General features: G+C 68.3%; 16 protein-coding genes. 13 read left to right on the top strand and 3 right to left on the bottom strand.

Features of this window, described 5'->3' with window-relative positions:
- The 4 genes from ACY34M_RS40650 to ACY34M_RS40665 all read left to right on the top strand — a co-directional run.
- Positions 1-1,039, top strand: a 1,039-nt coding sequence (locus ACY34M_RS40650; RefSeq protein ID WP_462723727.1) for a vitamin B12 dependent-methionine synthase activation domain-containing protein, incomplete at its 5' end; no start/stop codon positions are given.
- 107 nt (positions 1,040-1,146) lie between these two features.
- On the top strand, positions 1,147-1,842 hold the full coding sequence (locus tag ACY34M_RS40655) for an HAD family hydrolase (RefSeq protein WP_462723728.1): 696 nt from the start codon (positions 1,147-1,149) through the stop codon (positions 1,840-1,842).
- Between the two features lie 354 nt (positions 1,843-2,196).
- Positions 2,197-3,804 carry an ABC transporter substrate-binding protein gene (locus ACY34M_RS40660; protein ID WP_462723729.1) on the top strand — a complete coding sequence of 536 codons (1,608 nt, stop codon included), beginning with the start codon at positions 2,197-2,199 and terminating at the stop codon, positions 3,802-3,804.
- Between the two features lie 72 nt (positions 3,805-3,876).
- A complete protein-coding gene (locus tag ACY34M_RS40665; protein WP_462723730.1) occupies positions 3,877-5,454 on the top strand; it encodes an ABC transporter substrate-binding protein in 1,578 nt (525 codons plus the stop codon).
- A 45-nt stretch (positions 5,455-5,499) separates the two neighbouring features.
- Here ACY34M_RS40665 and ACY34M_RS40670 read toward each other — a convergent pair whose 3' ends face one another.
- Complete coding sequence (locus tag ACY34M_RS40670; protein ID WP_266721484.1) at positions 5,500-6,171, bottom strand: response regulator; 672 nt, start codon at positions 6,169-6,171, stop codon at positions 5,500-5,502.
- A gap of 49 nt (positions 6,172-6,220) precedes the next feature.
- Entirely contained in the window at positions 6,221-7,114 is an 894-nt protein-coding gene (locus ACY34M_RS40675; protein WP_462723731.1) for a RecB family exonuclease, read from the bottom strand.
- A gap of 179 nt (positions 7,115-7,293) precedes the next feature.
- Between ACY34M_RS40675 and ACY34M_RS40680 the strand changes: the two genes are divergently transcribed.
- From ACY34M_RS40680 to ACY34M_RS40690, 3 genes are all read left to right on the top strand, one after another.
- A complete protein-coding gene (locus ACY34M_RS40680; RefSeq protein WP_462723732.1) occupies positions 7,294-8,862 on the top strand; it encodes a site-2 protease family protein in 1,569 nt (522 codons plus the stop codon).
- Between the two features lie 44 nt (positions 8,863-8,906).
- Positions 8,907-9,812, top strand: coding sequence for a tRNA (adenine-N1)-methyltransferase (locus ACY34M_RS40685; protein WP_462723733.1), 906 nt, complete (start codon positions 8,907-8,909; stop codon positions 9,810-9,812).
- Positions 9,813-10,047: 235 nt separating this feature from the next.
- Positions 10,048-10,623, top strand: coding sequence for a hypothetical protein (locus ACY34M_RS40690; RefSeq protein ID WP_462723734.1), 576 nt, complete (start codon positions 10,048-10,050; stop codon positions 10,621-10,623).
- Positions 10,624-10,696: 73 nt separating this feature from the next.
- Here the strand turns inward: ACY34M_RS40690 and ACY34M_RS40695 are convergent, their stop codons facing one another.
- Positions 10,697-11,011: a ferredoxin gene (locus tag ACY34M_RS40695; protein ID WP_462723735.1), complete on the bottom strand. Its 315-nt coding sequence runs from the start codon at positions 11,009-11,011 to the stop codon at positions 10,697-10,699.
- Positions 11,012-11,274: 263 nt separating this feature from the next.
- Between ACY34M_RS40695 and arc the strand changes: the two genes are divergently transcribed.
- The 6 genes from arc (at position 11,275) to prcA (ending at position 17,502) form a co-directional block, all read left to right on the top strand.
- Positions 11,275-13,041, top strand: a complete 1,767-nt coding sequence (gene arc / locus ACY34M_RS40700) for a proteasome ATPase (RefSeq protein ID WP_462723736.1) — start codon at positions 11,275-11,277, stop codon at positions 13,039-13,041.
- A 281-nt stretch (positions 13,042-13,322) separates the two neighbouring features.
- Complete coding sequence (gene dop, locus ACY34M_RS40705; protein WP_462723737.1) at positions 13,323-14,834, top strand: depupylase/deamidase Dop; 1,512 nt, start codon at positions 13,323-13,325, stop codon at positions 14,832-14,834.
- A gap of 188 nt (positions 14,835-15,022) precedes the next feature.
- Positions 15,023-15,241: a ubiquitin-like protein Pup gene (locus ACY34M_RS40710; RefSeq protein ID WP_356387443.1), complete on the top strand. Its 219-nt coding sequence runs from the start codon at positions 15,023-15,025 to the stop codon at positions 15,239-15,241.
- A 37-nt stretch (positions 15,242-15,278) separates the two neighbouring features.
- A complete protein-coding gene (locus ACY34M_RS40715; protein WP_462723760.1) occupies positions 15,279-15,872 on the top strand; it encodes an endonuclease VII domain-containing protein in 594 nt (197 codons plus the stop codon).
- Positions 15,824-16,669, top strand: a complete 846-nt coding sequence (gene prcB / locus ACY34M_RS40720; RefSeq protein WP_462723738.1) for a proteasome subunit beta — start codon at positions 15,824-15,826, stop codon at positions 16,667-16,669. The genes ACY34M_RS40715 and prcB overlap by 49 nt, the downstream gene beginning before the upstream one ends.
- A 62-nt stretch (positions 16,670-16,731) precedes the next feature.
- Positions 16,732-17,502 carry a proteasome subunit alpha gene (gene prcA, locus ACY34M_RS40725; protein WP_462723739.1) on the top strand — a complete coding sequence of 257 codons (771 nt, stop codon included), beginning with the start codon at positions 16,732-16,734 and terminating at the stop codon, positions 17,500-17,502.
- Positions 17,503-17,531 lie beyond the last annotated feature (29 nt).

A 17,531-nucleotide genomic window follows, 5' to 3' on the forward strand; every position in this document is an offset into this window, starting at 1 on the left:
GGCCGCGCTCACCCGCGCCTACGTCGAGCAGGACCTGCACGAGATCTACGAGGGCGAGGTCCGCTACGCCCGCGACGCGTTCGAGGGCCTGCGCCTGATGGACGCGCTCATCGCGGTCAAGCGCGGCGTCCCCGGCGCCACCCTGCCCGAGCTGAAGCAGCGCCGGGTCCCCAAGCGGGACGTCGTCATCGAGGAGCAGGCCGACGAGGGCCCCGTGCGCTCCGACGTGGCGGTCGACAACCCGGTACCGGCCCCGCCGTTCTGGGGCACCCGCGTGGTCAAGGGCATCCAGCTCAAGGAGTACGCGTCCTGGCTCGACGAGGGCGCCCTGTTCAAGGGCCAGTGGGGCCTGCGCCAGGCCCGCACCGGCGACGGGCCCTCCTACGAGGAGCTGGTGGAGACCGAGGGCCGTCCGCGGCTGCGCGGCTGGCTCGACAAGCTGCACACCGACAACATGCTCGAAGCGGCCGTCGTGCACGGCTACTTCCCGTGCGTGTCCAAGGGCGAGGACCTGATCATCCTGGACGACGCGGGCAACGAGCGGACCCGGTTCACCTTCCCGCGCCAGCGCCGCGGCCGCCGTCTCTGCCTGGCGGACTACTTCCGCCCGGAGGAGTCCGGGGAGACCGACGTCGTCGGCCTCCAGGTCGTCACCGTCGGCTCGAAGATCGGCGAGGAGACGGCGAAGCTGTTCGCGTCCGACTCCTACCGCGACTACCTCGAACTGCACGGCCTGTCCGTCCAGTTGGCGGAGGCGCTCGCCGAGTACTGGCACGCGCGGGTCCGCTCCGAGCTGGGCTTCGCAGGCGAGGACCCGTCCGAGATGGAGGACATGTTCGCCCTGAAGTACCGGGGCGCACGCTTCTCCCTCGGCTACGGCGCCTGTCCCAACCTGGAGGACCGCGCCAAGATCGCCGACCTCCTGGAGCCCGAGCGGATCGGCGTCCAGCTCAGCGAGGAGTTCCAGCTCCACCCCGAGCAGTCCACCGACGCCATCGTCATCCACCACCCCGAGGCGAAGTACTTCAACGCTCGGTAATGCGGTAATTCCGGCGAGTCGTACACTGGTCGGTCCAGCGCAGGCCGGTTGCCCTTGTGTTCACAGGGAGGGCAACCGGCCTCTTCGTCCCTCATGGAGGTGTACGGATGACCAGTACGGTCCCCGCACTCGGTACCCGAACGGCCGATGGCTCCACGCTTCAGGCCGTGCTCCTCGACATGGACGGAACACTCGTCGACACCGAGGGGTTCTGGTGGGACGCCGAAGTGGCCGTCTTCGCCGAGCTGGGCCACACCCTCGACGACTCCTGGCGGCACGTCGTGGTCGGCGGGCCCATGACCCGCAGCGCCGGGTTCCTCATCGAGGCCACCGGCGCCGACATCACGCTGCCCGAGCTGACCGTGCTGCTCAACGACGCCTTCGAGAACCGCATCAGCCAGTCCCTGCCGCTGATGCCGGGGGCCGCCAGACTCCTCGCCGAACTCGCCGCGCACGACGTGCCCGCGGCCCTCGTCTCCGCCTCCCACCGGCGCATCATCGACCGCGTGCTGGACTCGCTCGGACCGGCCAACTTCCGCCTCACCGTCGCCGGTGACGAGGTGTCACGCACCAAGCCGCACCCCGACCCGTACCTCCTCGCCGCCTCCGGGCTCGGCGCCGAGCCGAAGCGCTGCGCCGTCATCGAGGACACCGCCACCGGCGTCACCGCGGCCGAGGCGGCGGGCTGCCAGGTCGTCGCCGTGCCGTCCGTCGCCCCGATCGAGCCCGCGCCCCGGCGCACCGTCGTCCGCTCCCTGGAACACGTCGACGTGCCCTTCCTGCAGCGGCTCATGACGTCCTGAAGCCGCCGAATGGCTGAATCGGTGCGTACGACACCTGCGTTGAGGGTGTGAGCTTTCCCACTTGTCCGGGGGTCGACAGGCCATCGGGGCCATGCTGCGTCACCGCTCTCCGTGGGGCGAGGAGTGACCTTGTGTCCCGATTGGCCACCCCCTGCGACGAACCTTCCTCCTGAGGTGTTTTCGGTGCGTCCACGCCTGATTCCACAGCGTGATGGGCCGCTCGCGCCCGCGCCCGCGAACCGTGTCGGCGGGCGCATTAATGTCGTCGCGAGAACATCGCCGTACCCTCCCGTCGCCACGCGTCCCACCCCTTACGCGAGTCGGCGGGTTCAACAGCTCTGGAGATTTTCGAGCATGAACCGCAAGACTTTGGTGCTGCCGGCCGTGATCGGTCTGCTGGCCCCCGTACTCGCCGCGTGTGGCGGGTCCGACAGCGGAGGCTCCGGCAGCGACGCGATCAAGGTCGGCACCACGGACCGGTTCATCGCATCGGGCAAGGTGCCCGCGCCCTTCGACCCGGCGTACGCCTACGACACCGGCTCCTGGAACGTGCTGCGCCAGACCGTGCAGACGCTCATGGCGATGCCGCGCAGCGGCAGCGGCGAGCCCGTGCCCGAGGCCGCCCAGAGCTGCATATTCTCCGACAGCGGCAGCGAACGCTACGCGTGCAAGCTGCGCAAGGGCCTCAAGTTCGCCGACGGCAAGGCGATCACCGCGGCCGATGTGAAGTACTCCATCGACCGCGTCCGGAACATCAAGAGCGACAGCGGCTCCTACGGACTGCTCTCCTCGATCGACACGATCGAGACGCAGGGCGACCGTGATGTGATCTTCCACCTCAAGTCCCCGGACGCCACGTTCCCGTACAAGCTGGCCACGCCCTCCGCCGGCATCGTCGACCCCGACAAGTACCCGAAGAACAAGCTGCGCACCGGCTTCGAGGTGAACGGCTCCGGCCCGTACACCCTGAAGGCGCAGGTCAAGGACGACGCCGTCGTCAAGACCGTCTTCACCAAGAACCCCCACTACAAGGGGCAGCTGAAGCCGAAGAACGACAAGGTCGAGCTGGACTCCTTCGCCGACTCCGACGCCATGGGCACGGCGCTGGAGAAGGGCAAGATCGACATGATGACGCGCACCATGTCGCCGGAGCAGATCAAGAAGTACTCGGACAGCGCGCCGAAGAACATCAACCTGGTCGAGATGCCCGGCATGGAGATCCGCTACCTCGGCTTCGACACCAAGGCGACCGGCGTCCGGGACAAGGCCGTCCGGCAGGCCATGGCGCAGCTCGTCGACCGCGGCGAGATCGCCTCCAAGGTGTACGGCACCGGCGCCGAGCCGCTGTACTCGCTCGTGCCCAGCGGCATCACCGGCCACCAGAACTCGTTCTTCAACAAGTACGAGAACCCCAGCAAGCCCAAGGCCGCATCGATTCTGCAGCGGGCGGGCATCAGCACGCCGGTCAAGCTCACCCTGCACTACACGAGCGACCACTACGGGCCGGGCACGAAGACGGAGTTCGAGCTCCTCAAGAAGCAGCTGAACTCCAGCGGCCTGTTCGACGTCGACATCAAGGGCGACGTCTGGGACACCTACCGCGACGCCCAGCTCAAGGGGAAGTACGACGTCTACGGCATGGGTTGGTTCCCCGACTTCCCGGACGCCGACAACTTCCTCGCGCCGTTCCTCGACAAGGACAACTTCCTGGGGTCCCCGTACGCCAACGGCAGCATCCGCGGCGACCTGATCCCGGCCGAGCGCCGTGAGGCCGACCGGCTCACCGCCTCCAAGAGCATCCAGCAGATCCAGAACATCGTCGCCGACGACGTGCCCGTCCTGCCGCTGTGGCAGGGCAAGCAGTACGTCGCCGCCCACGACGACATCACCGGGGTGGAGTGGGCGCTGTCCGCCTCCTCGGTCCTCCAGCTGTGGGAGCTGGGCCGCGGCGTCAGCGGCTGAGTCCACTCGGGGGCCGGTCCACTCGCGGACCGGCCCCAGCCCCGTCCGCTCGACCGACGACAAGGCACGTACGTGAGAATGCGCAACCAGTGGCTGGTCATGCCCATCGGCGCGGGACTCGCCGCGGCACTCCTGACCGGCTGTGGCTCCGACGATGGCGACTCCGCCGCGAGCGGCGACGCCGTGGTCATGGGCATGTCCGACGACATCCAGGCCACCGACCCGGCGTCCGGCTACGACCCGGGCTCCTGGCTGTTGTTCAACAACGTCTTCCAGTCGCTGCTCAGCTTCCCCAACGGCGGCACCGAACCGCAGCCCGAAGCGGCCAAGGAGTGCCACTTCAGCGACACCGCCACCAAGGTCTACAGCTGCACGCTCCGCTCCGGCCTCACGTTCAGCAACGGCAACGCGCTCACCTCGAAGGACGTCAAGTTCTCCTTCGACCGCATGATGCGGATCAACGACGAGGCCGGGCCCGCGATCATGTTCCCGATGCTGGACAAGGTCGAGACGCCGAACGCCAAGACCGTCGTCTTCAAGCTCAAGTCCGCCGACGCGACCTTCCCCAGCAAGATCGCCTCGGGCGCCGGATCGATCGTCGACCACACCGAGTACCCCGCCGACAAGCTGCGCACCGACGGCAAGGCCGTCGGCTCGGGCCCCTACAAGCTCGACTCCTTCGGCAAGAAGCAGGCGGACTTCTCGGTCAACTCCAAGTACCGGGGCACCGCCAAGGTCAAGAACCGCGGCGTCTCCATGAAGTTCTTCCACGGCGACCAGGCAGGACTGAAGAAGTCCCTGACCGCCGGGAAGATCGACCTCGCCTACCGCGGCCTCGCCGCCAAGGACGTCGCCGATATCCAGCAGTCCGGCAGCAAGAACCTGGACGTCGTCGAGGGCACCAGCGCCGAGGTCCAGCACCTCGTCTTCAACATGGACGACCCCGTCGCCGGCAAGATCGGCGTCCGCAGGGCCATGGCCTACCTCATCGACCGCGACGCCCTCATCGACGACGTCTACGACCAGACCGCCACGTCGCTGTACTCGATCATCCCGGCGGGCATCACCGGCCACAACACGGCGTTCTTCGACAAGTACGGGGCGCGCCCCTCCAAGAGCAGGGCGGCGGCCGCGCTGCGCGCCGACGGCATCACCACGCCCGTCAAGCTCACCCTCTGGTCCACGCCCGCCCGCTACGGCCCCGCCACCGACGCCGAACTGAAGACCATCGCCAAGCAGCTCAACGCGAGCGGACTCTTCGACGCCGACGTGAAGTCCGTCGAATTCGGCCAGTACGAGCGCGACATCTCGTCGGGCAAGTACGGCGTCTACGTCAAGGGCTGGGTGCCCGACTACCCGGACCCGGACAACTTCACCCAGCCGTTCTTCGGCAAGGGCAACGTCCTCGACAACCGCTACGACAACCGCACCATCACCGACCGGATCATCCCGGAGACCGGCGCCCAGAGCGACCGCTCCGCGACGGCCCCGCGCTACGAGCAGCTGCAGAACATCGTCGCCGACCAGCTGCCCATCCTGCCCGTCTGGCAGGCCAAGCAGTACGCCGTCGCCAAGTCCGACGTCTACGGCCTGGAGAACTGCCTCGACGCGTCGACCGTCTTCCGGTTCTGGGAGATCAGCAAGGGCTGACCGCGGGAACGCCCCGGCCGCCACGGCGCGCCGGGGCCGACCGGCCTACTGCGCGCCGGGGCGGACGAGCCCGCTCTCGTACGCGTACACCGCCGCCTGCACCCGGTCGCGCAGGCCCAACTTCGTCAGCACATGGCCGACATGCGTCTTCACCGTCGTCTCGCTCACGAACAGGTCGGCGGCGATCTCGGCGTTGGACAGGCCGCGCGCGACCAGCTTCAACACCTCCACCTCCCGCTCCGTCAGCGTGTGCAGCGTGTCAGGAACCGGCTCGTCGCCCGACGGGAGATGGTCCGCGTACTTGTCGAGGAGTCTGCGGGTGATGCTCGGCGCCAGCATCGCCTCGCCGGCCGCCACCACCCGGATCGCCTGCACCAGCTCGCCCGCCGGCGCGTCCTTCAGCAGGAAACCGCTGGCCCCCGCCTTCAACGCCTCCACCACGTACTCGTCGAGATCGAACGTGGTCAGCACCAGGACCTTCGCCGGACCGTCCTTGCCGGGGCCCGAGATCTGCCGCGTCGCCTCCACGCCGTCCATCCGCGGCATCCGGATGTCCATCAGCACCACATCGGGCTGCAGGGCACGCACCTGGTCGAGGGCCTGCAGACCGTCCCCGGCCTCACCGACCACCGCGATGTCCTGCTCGGCCTCCAGGATCATGCGGAAGCCCGTACGCAGCAGCGGCTGGTCGTCGACCAGTAGGACGCGGATGGCCACGAAACTCTCCTTTGATCCTTCGATAGACCGGGCGGCCCATTCTGCCCTGCTATGCCTGCGCGGCGTCCTCCGCCCCGGCCGGTACCGCCGCGCCCACCTGGAGCGGATACGGCGGGGGAGTGCCACCGAACTCCGGGCACACCGCCTTGTGGTCGCACCAACCGCACAGCTTCGTCGGCCGCGGCCGCCAGTCACCCGTCTCCGTCGCCTGCTGGATCGCCTCCCACAGCGCGAGCAGCTTGCGCTCCACCCGCTCCAGGTCCTCGGGCACCGGGTCGTACGTCAGCACGTCCCCACTGCCCAGATACACCAGCTGGAGACGGCGCGGCACGACCCCCTTCAGGCGCCACACCACCAGCGCGTAGAACTTCATCTGGAACAGCGCGCCCTCCGCGTACTCGGGGCGCGGCGCCTTGCCCGTCTTGTAGTCGACGATGCGGACCTCGCCCGACGGCGCCACGTCCACCCGGTCGATGATCCCGCGCAGCTTCAGGCCGGAGTCCAGCTCGGCCTGCACGAAGAACTCCCGCTCCACGGGCTCCAGGCGCGTGGGGTCCTCCAGCGTGAACCACCGCTCCACCAACCGCTCCACGTCGCCGAGCCAGCGCGCCATCCGCTCGCCCGCCGCCTCCTCGTCCGCATCCGCGAACAGCTCGGACAGCTCCGGCCGCGACTCCCGCAGCCGCTCCCACTGGCCCGGAATCAGCGACGCCGCGCGCGGCGCCGTCCGCTCGCTCGCGGGCGCGTCGAAGAGCCGCTCCAGCACCGCGTGGACCAGCGTGCCCCGCGTCGCCGCCTCGCTCGGCTTCTCCGGCAGCTTGTCGATCACCCGGAACCGGTACAGCAGCGGGCACTGCATGAAATCGCTCGCGCGCGACGGCGAGAGCGACCTCGGCGGGGCGGCCGCGGGCTGTGCGGGGGCCTGATCGGTGCTGGTCTCCATGCGTCACGACGATACGGGCCCGCACTGACAGTCAGGCACCTGCACGGCAAGCCGCGTCTTGCGTAGCGTGGCGCGGGGGAGTCGACGGGGGACCGTCGACACTGTCCGCATACCATCGACGCCAGAACGTCCCGCCGGGCGGCGGGAAACGCTTCGAACGAGGGGACCGAGGGATCACCGTGGACGAGAGCGGGCAGCCGCAGTCCGGCACCGGCGAGGCGACGCCGAACCGGCCGCCGGCCGCGGCCGAGCCTGACGCGACCGAAGCCCGCGAGAGCAGTGCGGCCCGGCGGACGGGCGAGCCGGACACGCCGCGGGAGCACGCCGGGCCGACGACCGGCACGGCAGGCGGCGACCGCAAGGAAGCCGACCGCGAGGAAGCCGACCGCGAGGAAGCCGCAGGCACGGAAGCCGCCCGCACGGAGCCGGAGAGCGCGGCCACCGAGGAGCCGGAACCCGCCGCGGCGGACAAGCCCGCCGACGCGGAACCGGACAGCCCGGCACCCCCCGCGCACCCCTACGACCGCCACCCCGAGCGCGCCGCCGCCACCTCCGGCAACCGCAAGGGCGCCATCAAGGGCCCCACCAAGCGCCCCGAACCCCGCGGCGGACTCCTCATGGGACGCCCCTTCGGCGTCCCCGTGTACGTCGCCCCCAGCTGGTTCCTCGTGGCCGCCCTGATCACCTGGGTGTTCGGCGGCCAGCTCGACCGCGTCCTGCCCGAACTCGGCGCCGCCCGCTACCTCGTCTCCCTCTTCTTCGCCGTCGCGTTCTACGCCTCCGTACTCGTCCACGAACTCGCCCACACCGTCGTCGCGCTGCGCTACAAGCTCCCCGTGCGCCGCATCCAGCTGCAGTTCTTCGGCGGCGTCTCCGAGATCGAGAAGGAGTCCGAGACCCCCGGCCGCGAATTCATGCTCGCCTTCGTGGGCCCCCTGCTCTCCCTCGTCCTCTCCGGCGTCTTCTACGCGGCCATGCGGGCCGTCGAACCCGGCACCGTCCCCGGCGTACTCCTCGCGGGCCTGATGATCTCCAACCTGATCGTCGCCGCGTTCAACCTCCTGCCGGGACTCCCGCTCGACGGCGGCCGCATGCTCCGCGCCGTCGTCTGGAAGATCACCGGCAAGCCCATGAGCGGCACCATCGCCGCCGCCTGGGTCGGCCGCGCCCTCGCCATCACCGTCCTCATCGGCCTGCCGCTGCTCACCCAGTCCGGCGCCCTCGGCGAAGGCGCCGAAGAAGCGGGCGGCATGGACACCCTCATGGACGCGCTGCTCGCCGCGATCCTCGCCGCCATCATCTGGACCGGCGCGGGCAACAGCCTGCGCATGGCCCGCCTGCGCGAGCACCTCCCGGACCTGCGCGCCCGCACCCTCACCCGCCGCGCCGTCCCCGTCGAGGGCGAAACCCCGCTCTCCGAAGCCCTGCGCCGCGCCAACGAGGCGGGAGCCCGCGCCCTCGTCGTCGTCGACGCCGACGGCGACCCCCACTCCCTCGTCCGCGAGGCCGCCATCGTCGGCGTCCCCGAACACCGCCGCCCCTGGGTCCCCGTCAGCGGCCTCGCCCAGGACCTCACCGACGGCATGCGCGTCTCCGCCGAACTCGTCGGCGAAGAACTCCTCGACACCCTCCGCGCGACCCCCGCCACCGAATACCTCGTCGTCGAGGAGAACGGCGCCATCTACGGAGTCCTCTCCGCCGCCGACGTCGAACGCGCCTTCGTCAAGGCCATGGCCCGCCCCTCCTGACGCCCGTGGTCGGCGGCCCCCGCCGAGCCCGGTAGTCTGTTCACATGTCCGAACCGACCGGTGCCGCCCGCAGGCGCGGGCCCTTCACGGTCGGGGACCAGGTACAGCTGACCGACCCCAAGGGCCGCCACTACACGTTCACGCTCGAAGAGGGAAAGAACTTCCACACCCACAAGGGTTCCTTCCCGCACGACGAGCTGATCGGCGCACCCGAGGGCAGCGTTGTCCGCACCACCGGAAACGTCGCCTACCTCGCGCTGCGCCCCCTGCTCCCCGACTACGTCCTGTCCATGCCCCGCGGCGCCGCCGTGGTCTACCCCAAGGACGCGGGGCAGATCCTCGCCTTCGCCGACATCTTCCCCGGCGCCCGCGTCGTGGAAGCGGGCGTGGGCTCCGGCTCGCTCAGCAGCTTCCTGCTGCGCGCCATCGGCGACCAAGGCATGCTGCACTCCTACGAGCGCCGCGAGGACTTCGCCGAGATCGCCAAGGGCAACGTCGAGCGCTACTTCGGCGGACCCCACCCCGCCTGGCAGCTCACCGTCGGCGACCTCCAGGACAATCTGTCCGACGGCGACGTCGACCGCGTCATCCTCGACATGCTCGCCCCCTGGGAGTGCCTCGAGGTCGTCAAGAAGGCGCTCGTCCCCGGCGGCATCCTGTGCTGCTACGTGGCCACCACCACGCAGCTCGCCCGCACCGTCGAGTCCATCCGCGAGATCGGCTGCTTCAACGAGCCGACCTCCTGGGAGACGATGGTCCGCAACTGGCACGTGGAAGGCCTCGCCGTCCGCCCCGACCACCGGATGATCGGCCACACCGGCTTCCTCCTCACCGCCCGCCGCCTCGCGGACGGCGTCGAGCCGCCCATGCGCCGCCGCCGCCCCGCCAAGGGCGCCTACGGCGAGGACTACGACGGTCCCAACGCCGCCGGCGGCAACCGCGGCCGCTGAGCCACCCGAGAACGCACCACCGCACAACGCGCCAGCGCCGCCGTCGATTTCCCCACCCCCGTGGGAACTCGACGGCGGCGCCCGTTCGTTGGCGAAGCGGCAGCACCAAGACTCGGACCCCGGCCGCGTACCAGCCGAGAAAGACCCGACCCCGCCGTTCCCGCGCACTGTGACGTATGGCACGATGCTGGCCACCCCACCCCCACCGGCACAGCCCTCACAGGAGACGCTCCTAGTGCAGCAACCCGCCGTCCCGGAACTGGCGCACACCACCACCCGCCCCATCCACTGGCTGGCCACCGCGACCGCCCTCGCCGCCGTCGTCGCCGCCTCGGGCTTCCTCAAGCCGGAAGCCGCCACCGCGGCCCAGGCCGGCCACAAGGCCCCCGCGGACAGACCCGCGGCCGTCGCCGCGCCCGACCCCGCCGCCGTCCACTTCCCGCTGGACTGCGGACCCGTCAAGGCCGTCGTCGTCAAGAAGGCCACCGGCGACCTGGACGGCGACGGGCGCCCCGAAACAGTCGCCGTCGTCCGCTGCGACGCCGGCGTCGGCACCCCGCCCAGCGGCATCTACGTCGTCACGCAGCCCGCCGGCGCCAAGGCCCGCGTCGTCGCCACGCTCGTCGCCCCCAAGGACGACTACTCGGCGACCGCCGTCGCCATAGAGGACGGGTCTGTCCTCGCCAGCCTGGAGGGCTACTCCTCGGCCTCCGTCCCGCGCTACCGCCCGGACGTCCACGAGAAGGCCAAGTGGCAGTGGAAGGACGGGGCGTTCGTCCGCTCCACCCCCTCCCAGGCCCGCGCCGCCTGACACACGCAACGGGCCCCGGCCACCGAAACACCGGCGGCCGGGGCCTATTAGCACACATTGCGCTGTCGCGCGTTCACTCCGCGTCCGGACCGTAGACCTCCACCCGGTCCGACGTACGCCGCACATGAATGCAGTCGCCCGGACACTCCTTCGCCGACGCCACCACATCCGTGAGAAGCGGAAGCGGAACCGGCGTTGACGCGCCCACGTCCTGCAACAGCTCGTCGTCCGCGCTCTTCACATACGCGAGACCGTCGATGTCCAGCTCGAAGACCTCGGGAGCGTACTGCGCGCAGATCCCGTCCCCGGTGCACAGATCCTGGTCGATCCACACCTCCAGCGGAACGCTGCTGTCAGTACCGGAACCGGCCTCTTGCCGCACGGTCATGTCTCCTGCCGTTTCCTGCGTCGCGGCCCCCGAAAGCCTCCATCAGCGGAGCAAGTCGGGCCAAGCCTGACGGGTGTTGAACACTTCGACCCTACAACCGGCCGCTTTCCGATGTTGTTGGGTGGGTATTCCCCTGGCGTGAGGGAGAGCGCAAGGGTGAAGATCGGACACACCCCATCGTCTTTTTGATCTAGGGGTTTCAATCGACACCCGCCCAGGTAGGGTCTGGAAGCGTCCAGCTCCCCTTGGAGGAGGTGAGGACCGTGGCAGCCCACGACGACGACATCAACCGCGGCATCCGCCCGGGACGAGGGTCCGACGACCCGGCCGGGCAGGTTGCCTATCTCGAGCAGGAAATCGCCGTCCTGCGGCGCAAGCTCGCCGACTCTCCGCGGCACACGAGGATTCTCGAAGAGCGGATCGTCGAGCTGCAGACCAACCTGGCCGGCGTGTCCGCACAGAACGAGCGGCTCGCCAACACACTCCGTGAGGCCCGCGACCAAATCGTGGCCCTCAAGGAAGAAGTCGACCGGCTCGCACAACCACCGGCAGGCTTCGGAGTCTTCCTCTCGGCGAATGAGGACGGCACCGCCGACATCTTCACCGGCGGCCGCAAACTCCGCGTGAACGTGAGCCCAAGCGTCGAACTCGAAGAGCTTCGACGCGGCCAGGAACTCATGCTCAACGAAGCGCTCAACGTGGTCGAGGCCATGGAGTTCGAGAGCGTCGGCGACATCGTCACCCTCAAGGAAATCCTCGAGGACGGCGATCGAGCCCTCGTGGTCGGGCACACCGACGAGGAACGGGTGGTACGGCTCGCCGAGCCGCTGCTGGACGTCACCATCCGCCCCGGCGACGCCCTGCTTCTCGAACCCCGATCCGGCTATGTCTACGAAGTCGTACCGAAGAGCGAAGTAGAGGAACTCGTCCTCGAAGAGGTCCCGGACATCGGCTACGAGCAGATCGGCGGCCTGGGCAACCAGATCGAACTGATCCGCGACGCCGTCGAGCTCCCCTACCTCTACCCGGACCTCTACAGGGAGCACGAACTGCGGCCGCCCAAGGGCGTCCTGCTGTACGGGCCCCCCGGATGCGGTAAGACCCTGATCGCGAAGGCAGTCGCCAACTCCCTCGCCAAGAAGGTCGCGGAAGTGACCGGACAGGCCCAGGGCAAGAGCTACTTCCTCAACATCAAGGGTCCCGAACTTCTCAACAAGTACGTCGGTGAGACCGAGCGGCAGATCCGCCTCGTCTTCCAGCGCGCACGCGAGAAGGCCAGCGAAGGCACCCCCGTCATCGTCTTCTTCGACGAGATGGAATCGCTGTTCCGCACCCGCGGCTCCGGCGTCAGCTCGGACGTGGAGAACACCATCGTCCCGCAGCTGCTCGCCGAGATCGACGGCGTCGAAGGCCTCCAGAACGTGGTCGTGATCGGCGCCTCCAACCGCGAGGACATGATCGACCCGGCCATCCTGCGGCCCGGACGACTCGACGTAAAGATCAAGATCGAGCGCCCGGACGCCGAAGCGGCCAAGGACATCTTCGGCAAGTACCTCACCGAACGCCTCCCGCTGCACCTCGACGACCTCGACGAGCACAGCAGCGACCGGGCGGCAACCGTCCACGCAATGATCCAGACCGCCGTCGAGCAGATGTACGCCGAATCCGAGGAAAACCGCTTCCTCGAGGTGACGTACGCGAACGGCGACAAGGAAGTCCTCTACTTCAAGGACTTCAACTCCGGCGCAATGATCGAAAACATCGTCGGCCGCGCCAAGAAGATGGCCATCAAGGCCTTCCTCGAACAGAACCAGAAGGGGCTCAGGGTCTCCCACCTCCTCCAGGCTTGCATCGACGAGTTCAAGGAGAACGAGGACCTGCCCAACACCACCAACCCGGACGACTGGGCCCGAATCTCCGGCAAGAAGGGCGAGCGGATCGTCTACATCCGCACCCTCGTCACCGGAAAGCAGGGCGCGGACACCGGACGCTCCATCGACACGGTGGCGAACACCGGTCAGTACCTGTAAAAAACAGGGTGGCTGCGGGTGCCCGAACCGGGTGCCCGCAGCCGACTGTTTTGCGGCCACTCTCCGTGGCACCACGACAGGAACCGACCACCCGAGCGACCGCTCGAAGCCGGAGCGAATCCAATGACGCAAATGATCTCCCCACCAGCGCAAAGGCGTTCTAGGCTCTTCCATGCCGCCGAGTCGCGCAGTGCGGGGACGGGCACCGCACACGCACCGGAGAACCAGCGGTACTTGAGCGACGCCCCCGACCGAGGGCGCTGCCGGGCAAGGAGGGTCGCATGACCGTACGGCGAGTAATGGGCATCGAGACCGAGTACGGGATCTCCGTCCCCGGCCACCCCAACGCCAATGCCATGCTCACCTCGTCCCAGATCGTCAATGCCTACGCCGCGGCGATGCACCGGGCCCGCAGGGCCCGCTGGGACTTCGAGGAAGAGAACCCGCTGCGCGACGCGCGAGGCTTCGACCTCGCCCGCGAGGCCGCCGACGCCAGCCAGCTCACCGACGAGGACATCGGCCTGGCCAACGTCATCCTCACCAACGGAGCGCGCCTCTACGTAGACCACGCACACCCCGAATACAGCGCCCCGGAGGTCACCAACCCCCGCGACGCCGTGCTCTGGGACAAGGCCGGCGAGCGCATCATGGCCGAGGCCGCGGAGCGGGCGGCACAGCTGCCCGGCGCCCAGCCCATCCACCTCTACAAGAACAACACCGACAACAAGGGCGCCTCCTACGGCACGCACGAGAACTACCTGATGAAGCGGGAGACCCCCTTCTCGGACATCGTGCGCCACCTGACGCCGTTCTTCGTCTCCCGCCAGGTCGTGACGGGTGCCGGCCGCGTCGGCATCGGCCAGGACGGCCACGAGCACGGCTTCCAGCTGAGCCAGCGCGCGGACTACTTCGAGGTCGAGGTGGGCCTGGAGACGACGCTCAAGCGGCCGATCATCAACACACGCGACGAACCCCACGCGGACGCGGAGAAGTACCGCCGCCTCCACGTGATCATCGGCGACGCGAACCTGTCGGAGATCTCGACCTACCTCAAGCTCGGCACGACATCACTCGTTCTGTCCATGATCGAAGACGGGTTCATCGCGGTCGACCTGGCCGTGGACCAGCCGGTCCGCACCCTCCACCAGGTCTCCCACGACCCCTCGCTCCAGCACTTGATCACGCTCCGTAGCGGCCGCACACTCACCGCGGTCCAGCTCCAGATGGAGTACTTCGAGCTCGCCAGGAAGTACGTCGAGGAGCGCTTCGGCGCCGACGCGGACGACCAGACCAAGGATGTCCTGGCCCGCTGGGAGGACGTCCTCGGCCGCCTGGAGTCGGATCCCATGGGGCTCTCCGGCGAACTCGACTGGGTCACCAAGCTCGAGCTCATGCAGGGCTACCGGCGCCGCGACAACCTCGAATGGGACGCCGCGAAGCTGCACCTGCTGGACCTCCAGTACGCCGACGTACGCGCCGAGAAGGGCCTCTACAACCGCCTGGAGGCGCGCGGCAAGATGAAGCGCCTCCTGGACGAGACCGAGGTCGAGAACGCCCGTACGAAGCCGCCGGAGGACACCCGCGCCTACTTCCGCGGGCGCTGCCTCGAGCAGTACGCGGACGACGTCGCGGCGGCCTCCTGGGACTCGGTCATCTTCGACCTGCCCGGCAGGGACTCGCTCCAGCGGGTCCCGACCCTGGAGCCCCTTCGCGGAACGCGAAACCACGTGAAGGAGCTCCTGGACAGGTGCCGCACGGCCGAGGACCTGGTCAGGGTGTTGTCCGGCCAATGATCCGGCGGCGGAATCACCGCTGATCAATCACCGATCCGCGGCTGAAAAGCCGGCGGCAGGGGAATCACAAAGGTGGGCCCCGCACGTTGCACAAAGTGCGGGGCCGATGTCAGAGCCGACTTGTAGGGTCTGATCAAGAACGTTCCACGACGAGCGACATACGTCGAACCGAGCGGGGTGAGCTGGGCATGGCAACCAAGGACACCGGCGGCGGACAGCAGAAGGCGACGCGTTCCACCGAGGAGGTCGAGGAGCAGTCGGTCGACGAGCAGTCGACCGAGGACCTCAAGGAGCGCCAGGAGAAGTTGAGCGATGACGTCGACTCCGTCTTGGACGAAATCGACGACGTCTTGGAGGAGAACGCAGAGGACTTCGTGCGCTCCTTCGTTCAGAAGGGTGGAGAGTGATTCCTCCTTCGAATCGAAGGTGCAAGGGGTGCTCGAGTTGGCAAGCGGAGATGATGTGAAGCGTTGCCCGCGGTGCGGCCAGGAGAAGCCGCGGGCAGCCTTCGCAAGTAATAAGGCGATGCGTGACGGCCTCCAGGCGTATTGCCGTGAATGCGCGGCTGCGTACCACCAGGAGCGCCAGCTGGCCAAAGGCCGCAACATTCGACCGCGTGTCGATGCGCCGCCAGGGCACAAGTACTGCCGGACGTGTGGCGAGATCAAGCCGCACAGTGAGTGGACGAAGAACAGATCGGCCTCCGACGGACTCGCCACGCTCTGTAAGTCGTGCAAGGCCGACAAGGGGCGTGCGCATCACCTCAAGCGCAACTACAACCTCACCGAGGCCCAGCGGGACGAGATGATCGCCTCGCAGATGAGTATCTGCGTGATCTGCCTGAATGCCCCGGCAGTACATGTGGATCATTGCCACGAGACGGGTAGGGTCCGTGGCGTACTGTGCTTCAACTGCAATTCGGCCATCGGCAAGTTGGGAGACGATCCCGACACCGTCCGTCGGGCCGCAGCCTACTTGGAAGGAAACGCGTGGAAGCCAACCCTCGTAGCACCGGGCGTCTACCGGCTGCCTTCCTGACGCCCGGATCGTCGTCGTTCATGGACTTCCTGTCCGAGCACCAGCCCGAAATCCTGCCGGGCAACCGGCAGTTGCCCCCGACGCAGGGCGTCATCGAGGCCCCGCACGGCACGACCATCGTGTCCATCACGTTCCCCGGCGGCGTGGTGCTCGCCGGTGACCGGCGGGCCACGATGGGGAATGTGATCGCGCAGCGCGACATCGAGAAGGTCTTCCCGGCGGACGAGTACTCGGCCGTCGGTATCGCCGGCACCGCCGGTCTGGCCGTCGAGATGGTGAAGCTCTTCCAGTTGGAGCTGGAGCACTTCGAGAAGGTCGAGGGTGCGCAGCTGTCGCTGGAGGGCAAGGCGAACCGCTTGTCCACGATGATCAGGTCCAACCTCGGCATGGCCATGCAGGGTCTGGCCGTCGTGCCGCTGTTCGCGGGTTACGACGTGGATCGCGAGAGGGGTCGGATCTTCTCGTACGACGTCACGGGTGGCCGCAGCGAGGAGCACGGCTTTGCCGCCACCGGTTCCGGTTCGGTGTTCGCGCGTGGGGCGATGAAGAAGCTCTACCGCGAGGATCTGACGGAGGAGCAGGCGACGACGCTGGTCGTGCAGGCGTTGTACGACGCGGCCGATGACGACTCGGCGACGGGTGGTCCGGACATGGCGCGCCGGATCTTCCCGATCGTCACTGTGATCACGGAGGACGGGTTCCGCAGGCTGTCGGACGACGAGTCGTCCGAGATCGCCCGGGCGATTCTCGAGCGGCGTCTTCAGGAGCCGGACGGTCCGCGGGCCGCTCTGCTCTAGCGGACCGATTCCCCTTTGGTTGCCTACTCATCGAGCCACTGACAGAAAGGGACGGATAGCCGGTGTCGACGCCGTTCTATGTCTCACCCCAGCAGGCGATGGCCGACCGCGCGGAGTACGCGCGCAAGGGCATTGCTCGCGGTCGCAGCCTGGTTGTGCTGCAGTACGCCGACGGCATCGTGTTCGTCGGCGAGAACCCGTCCCGTGCCTTGCACAAGTTCAGCGAGATCTATGACCGGATCGGCTTCGCGGCCGCCGGTAAGTACAACGAGTACGAGAACCTTCGGATCGGTGGCGTGCGCTACGCGGATCTGCGGGGTTACACGTACGACCGTGACGATGTGACGGCTCGTGGTCTGGCGAATGTGTACGCGCAGACGCTGGGCACGATCTTCTCCAGCGCGGGGGAGAAGCCGTACGAGGTGGAGTTGGTGGTCGCCGAGGTCGGTTCGTCGGCCGAGGGTGACCAGATCTACCGGCTGCCGCACGACGGGTCGATCGTCGACGAGCACGGCTCGGTGGCGGTCGGTGGCAATGCGGAGCAGATCAGCACCTATCTGGATCAGCAGCACCAGGACGGCATGACGCTGTCCGAGGCGTTGAAGCTGGCGGTGACGGCGCTGTCGCGGGACACCAATGGGGGCGAGCGGGAGATTCCCGCGGAGCGCCTTGAGGTGGCGGTCCTGGACCGTACGCGGCCGCAGCAGCGGAAGTTCAAGCGGATCGTGGGCCGGCAGTTGTCGAATCTGCTCACGGCCGAGGGGGCTGCCGCGACGACGGAGGCAGAGTCGGAGGCGGTGTCCGACGACGAGGGTCCCTCGGAGGACAAGTAGCGCGAGGCGCGTCGTGTGCCCCGGCCGGT

The sequence above is a fragment of the Streptomyces sp. EDA2-14 genome, from assembly GCF_054963755.1.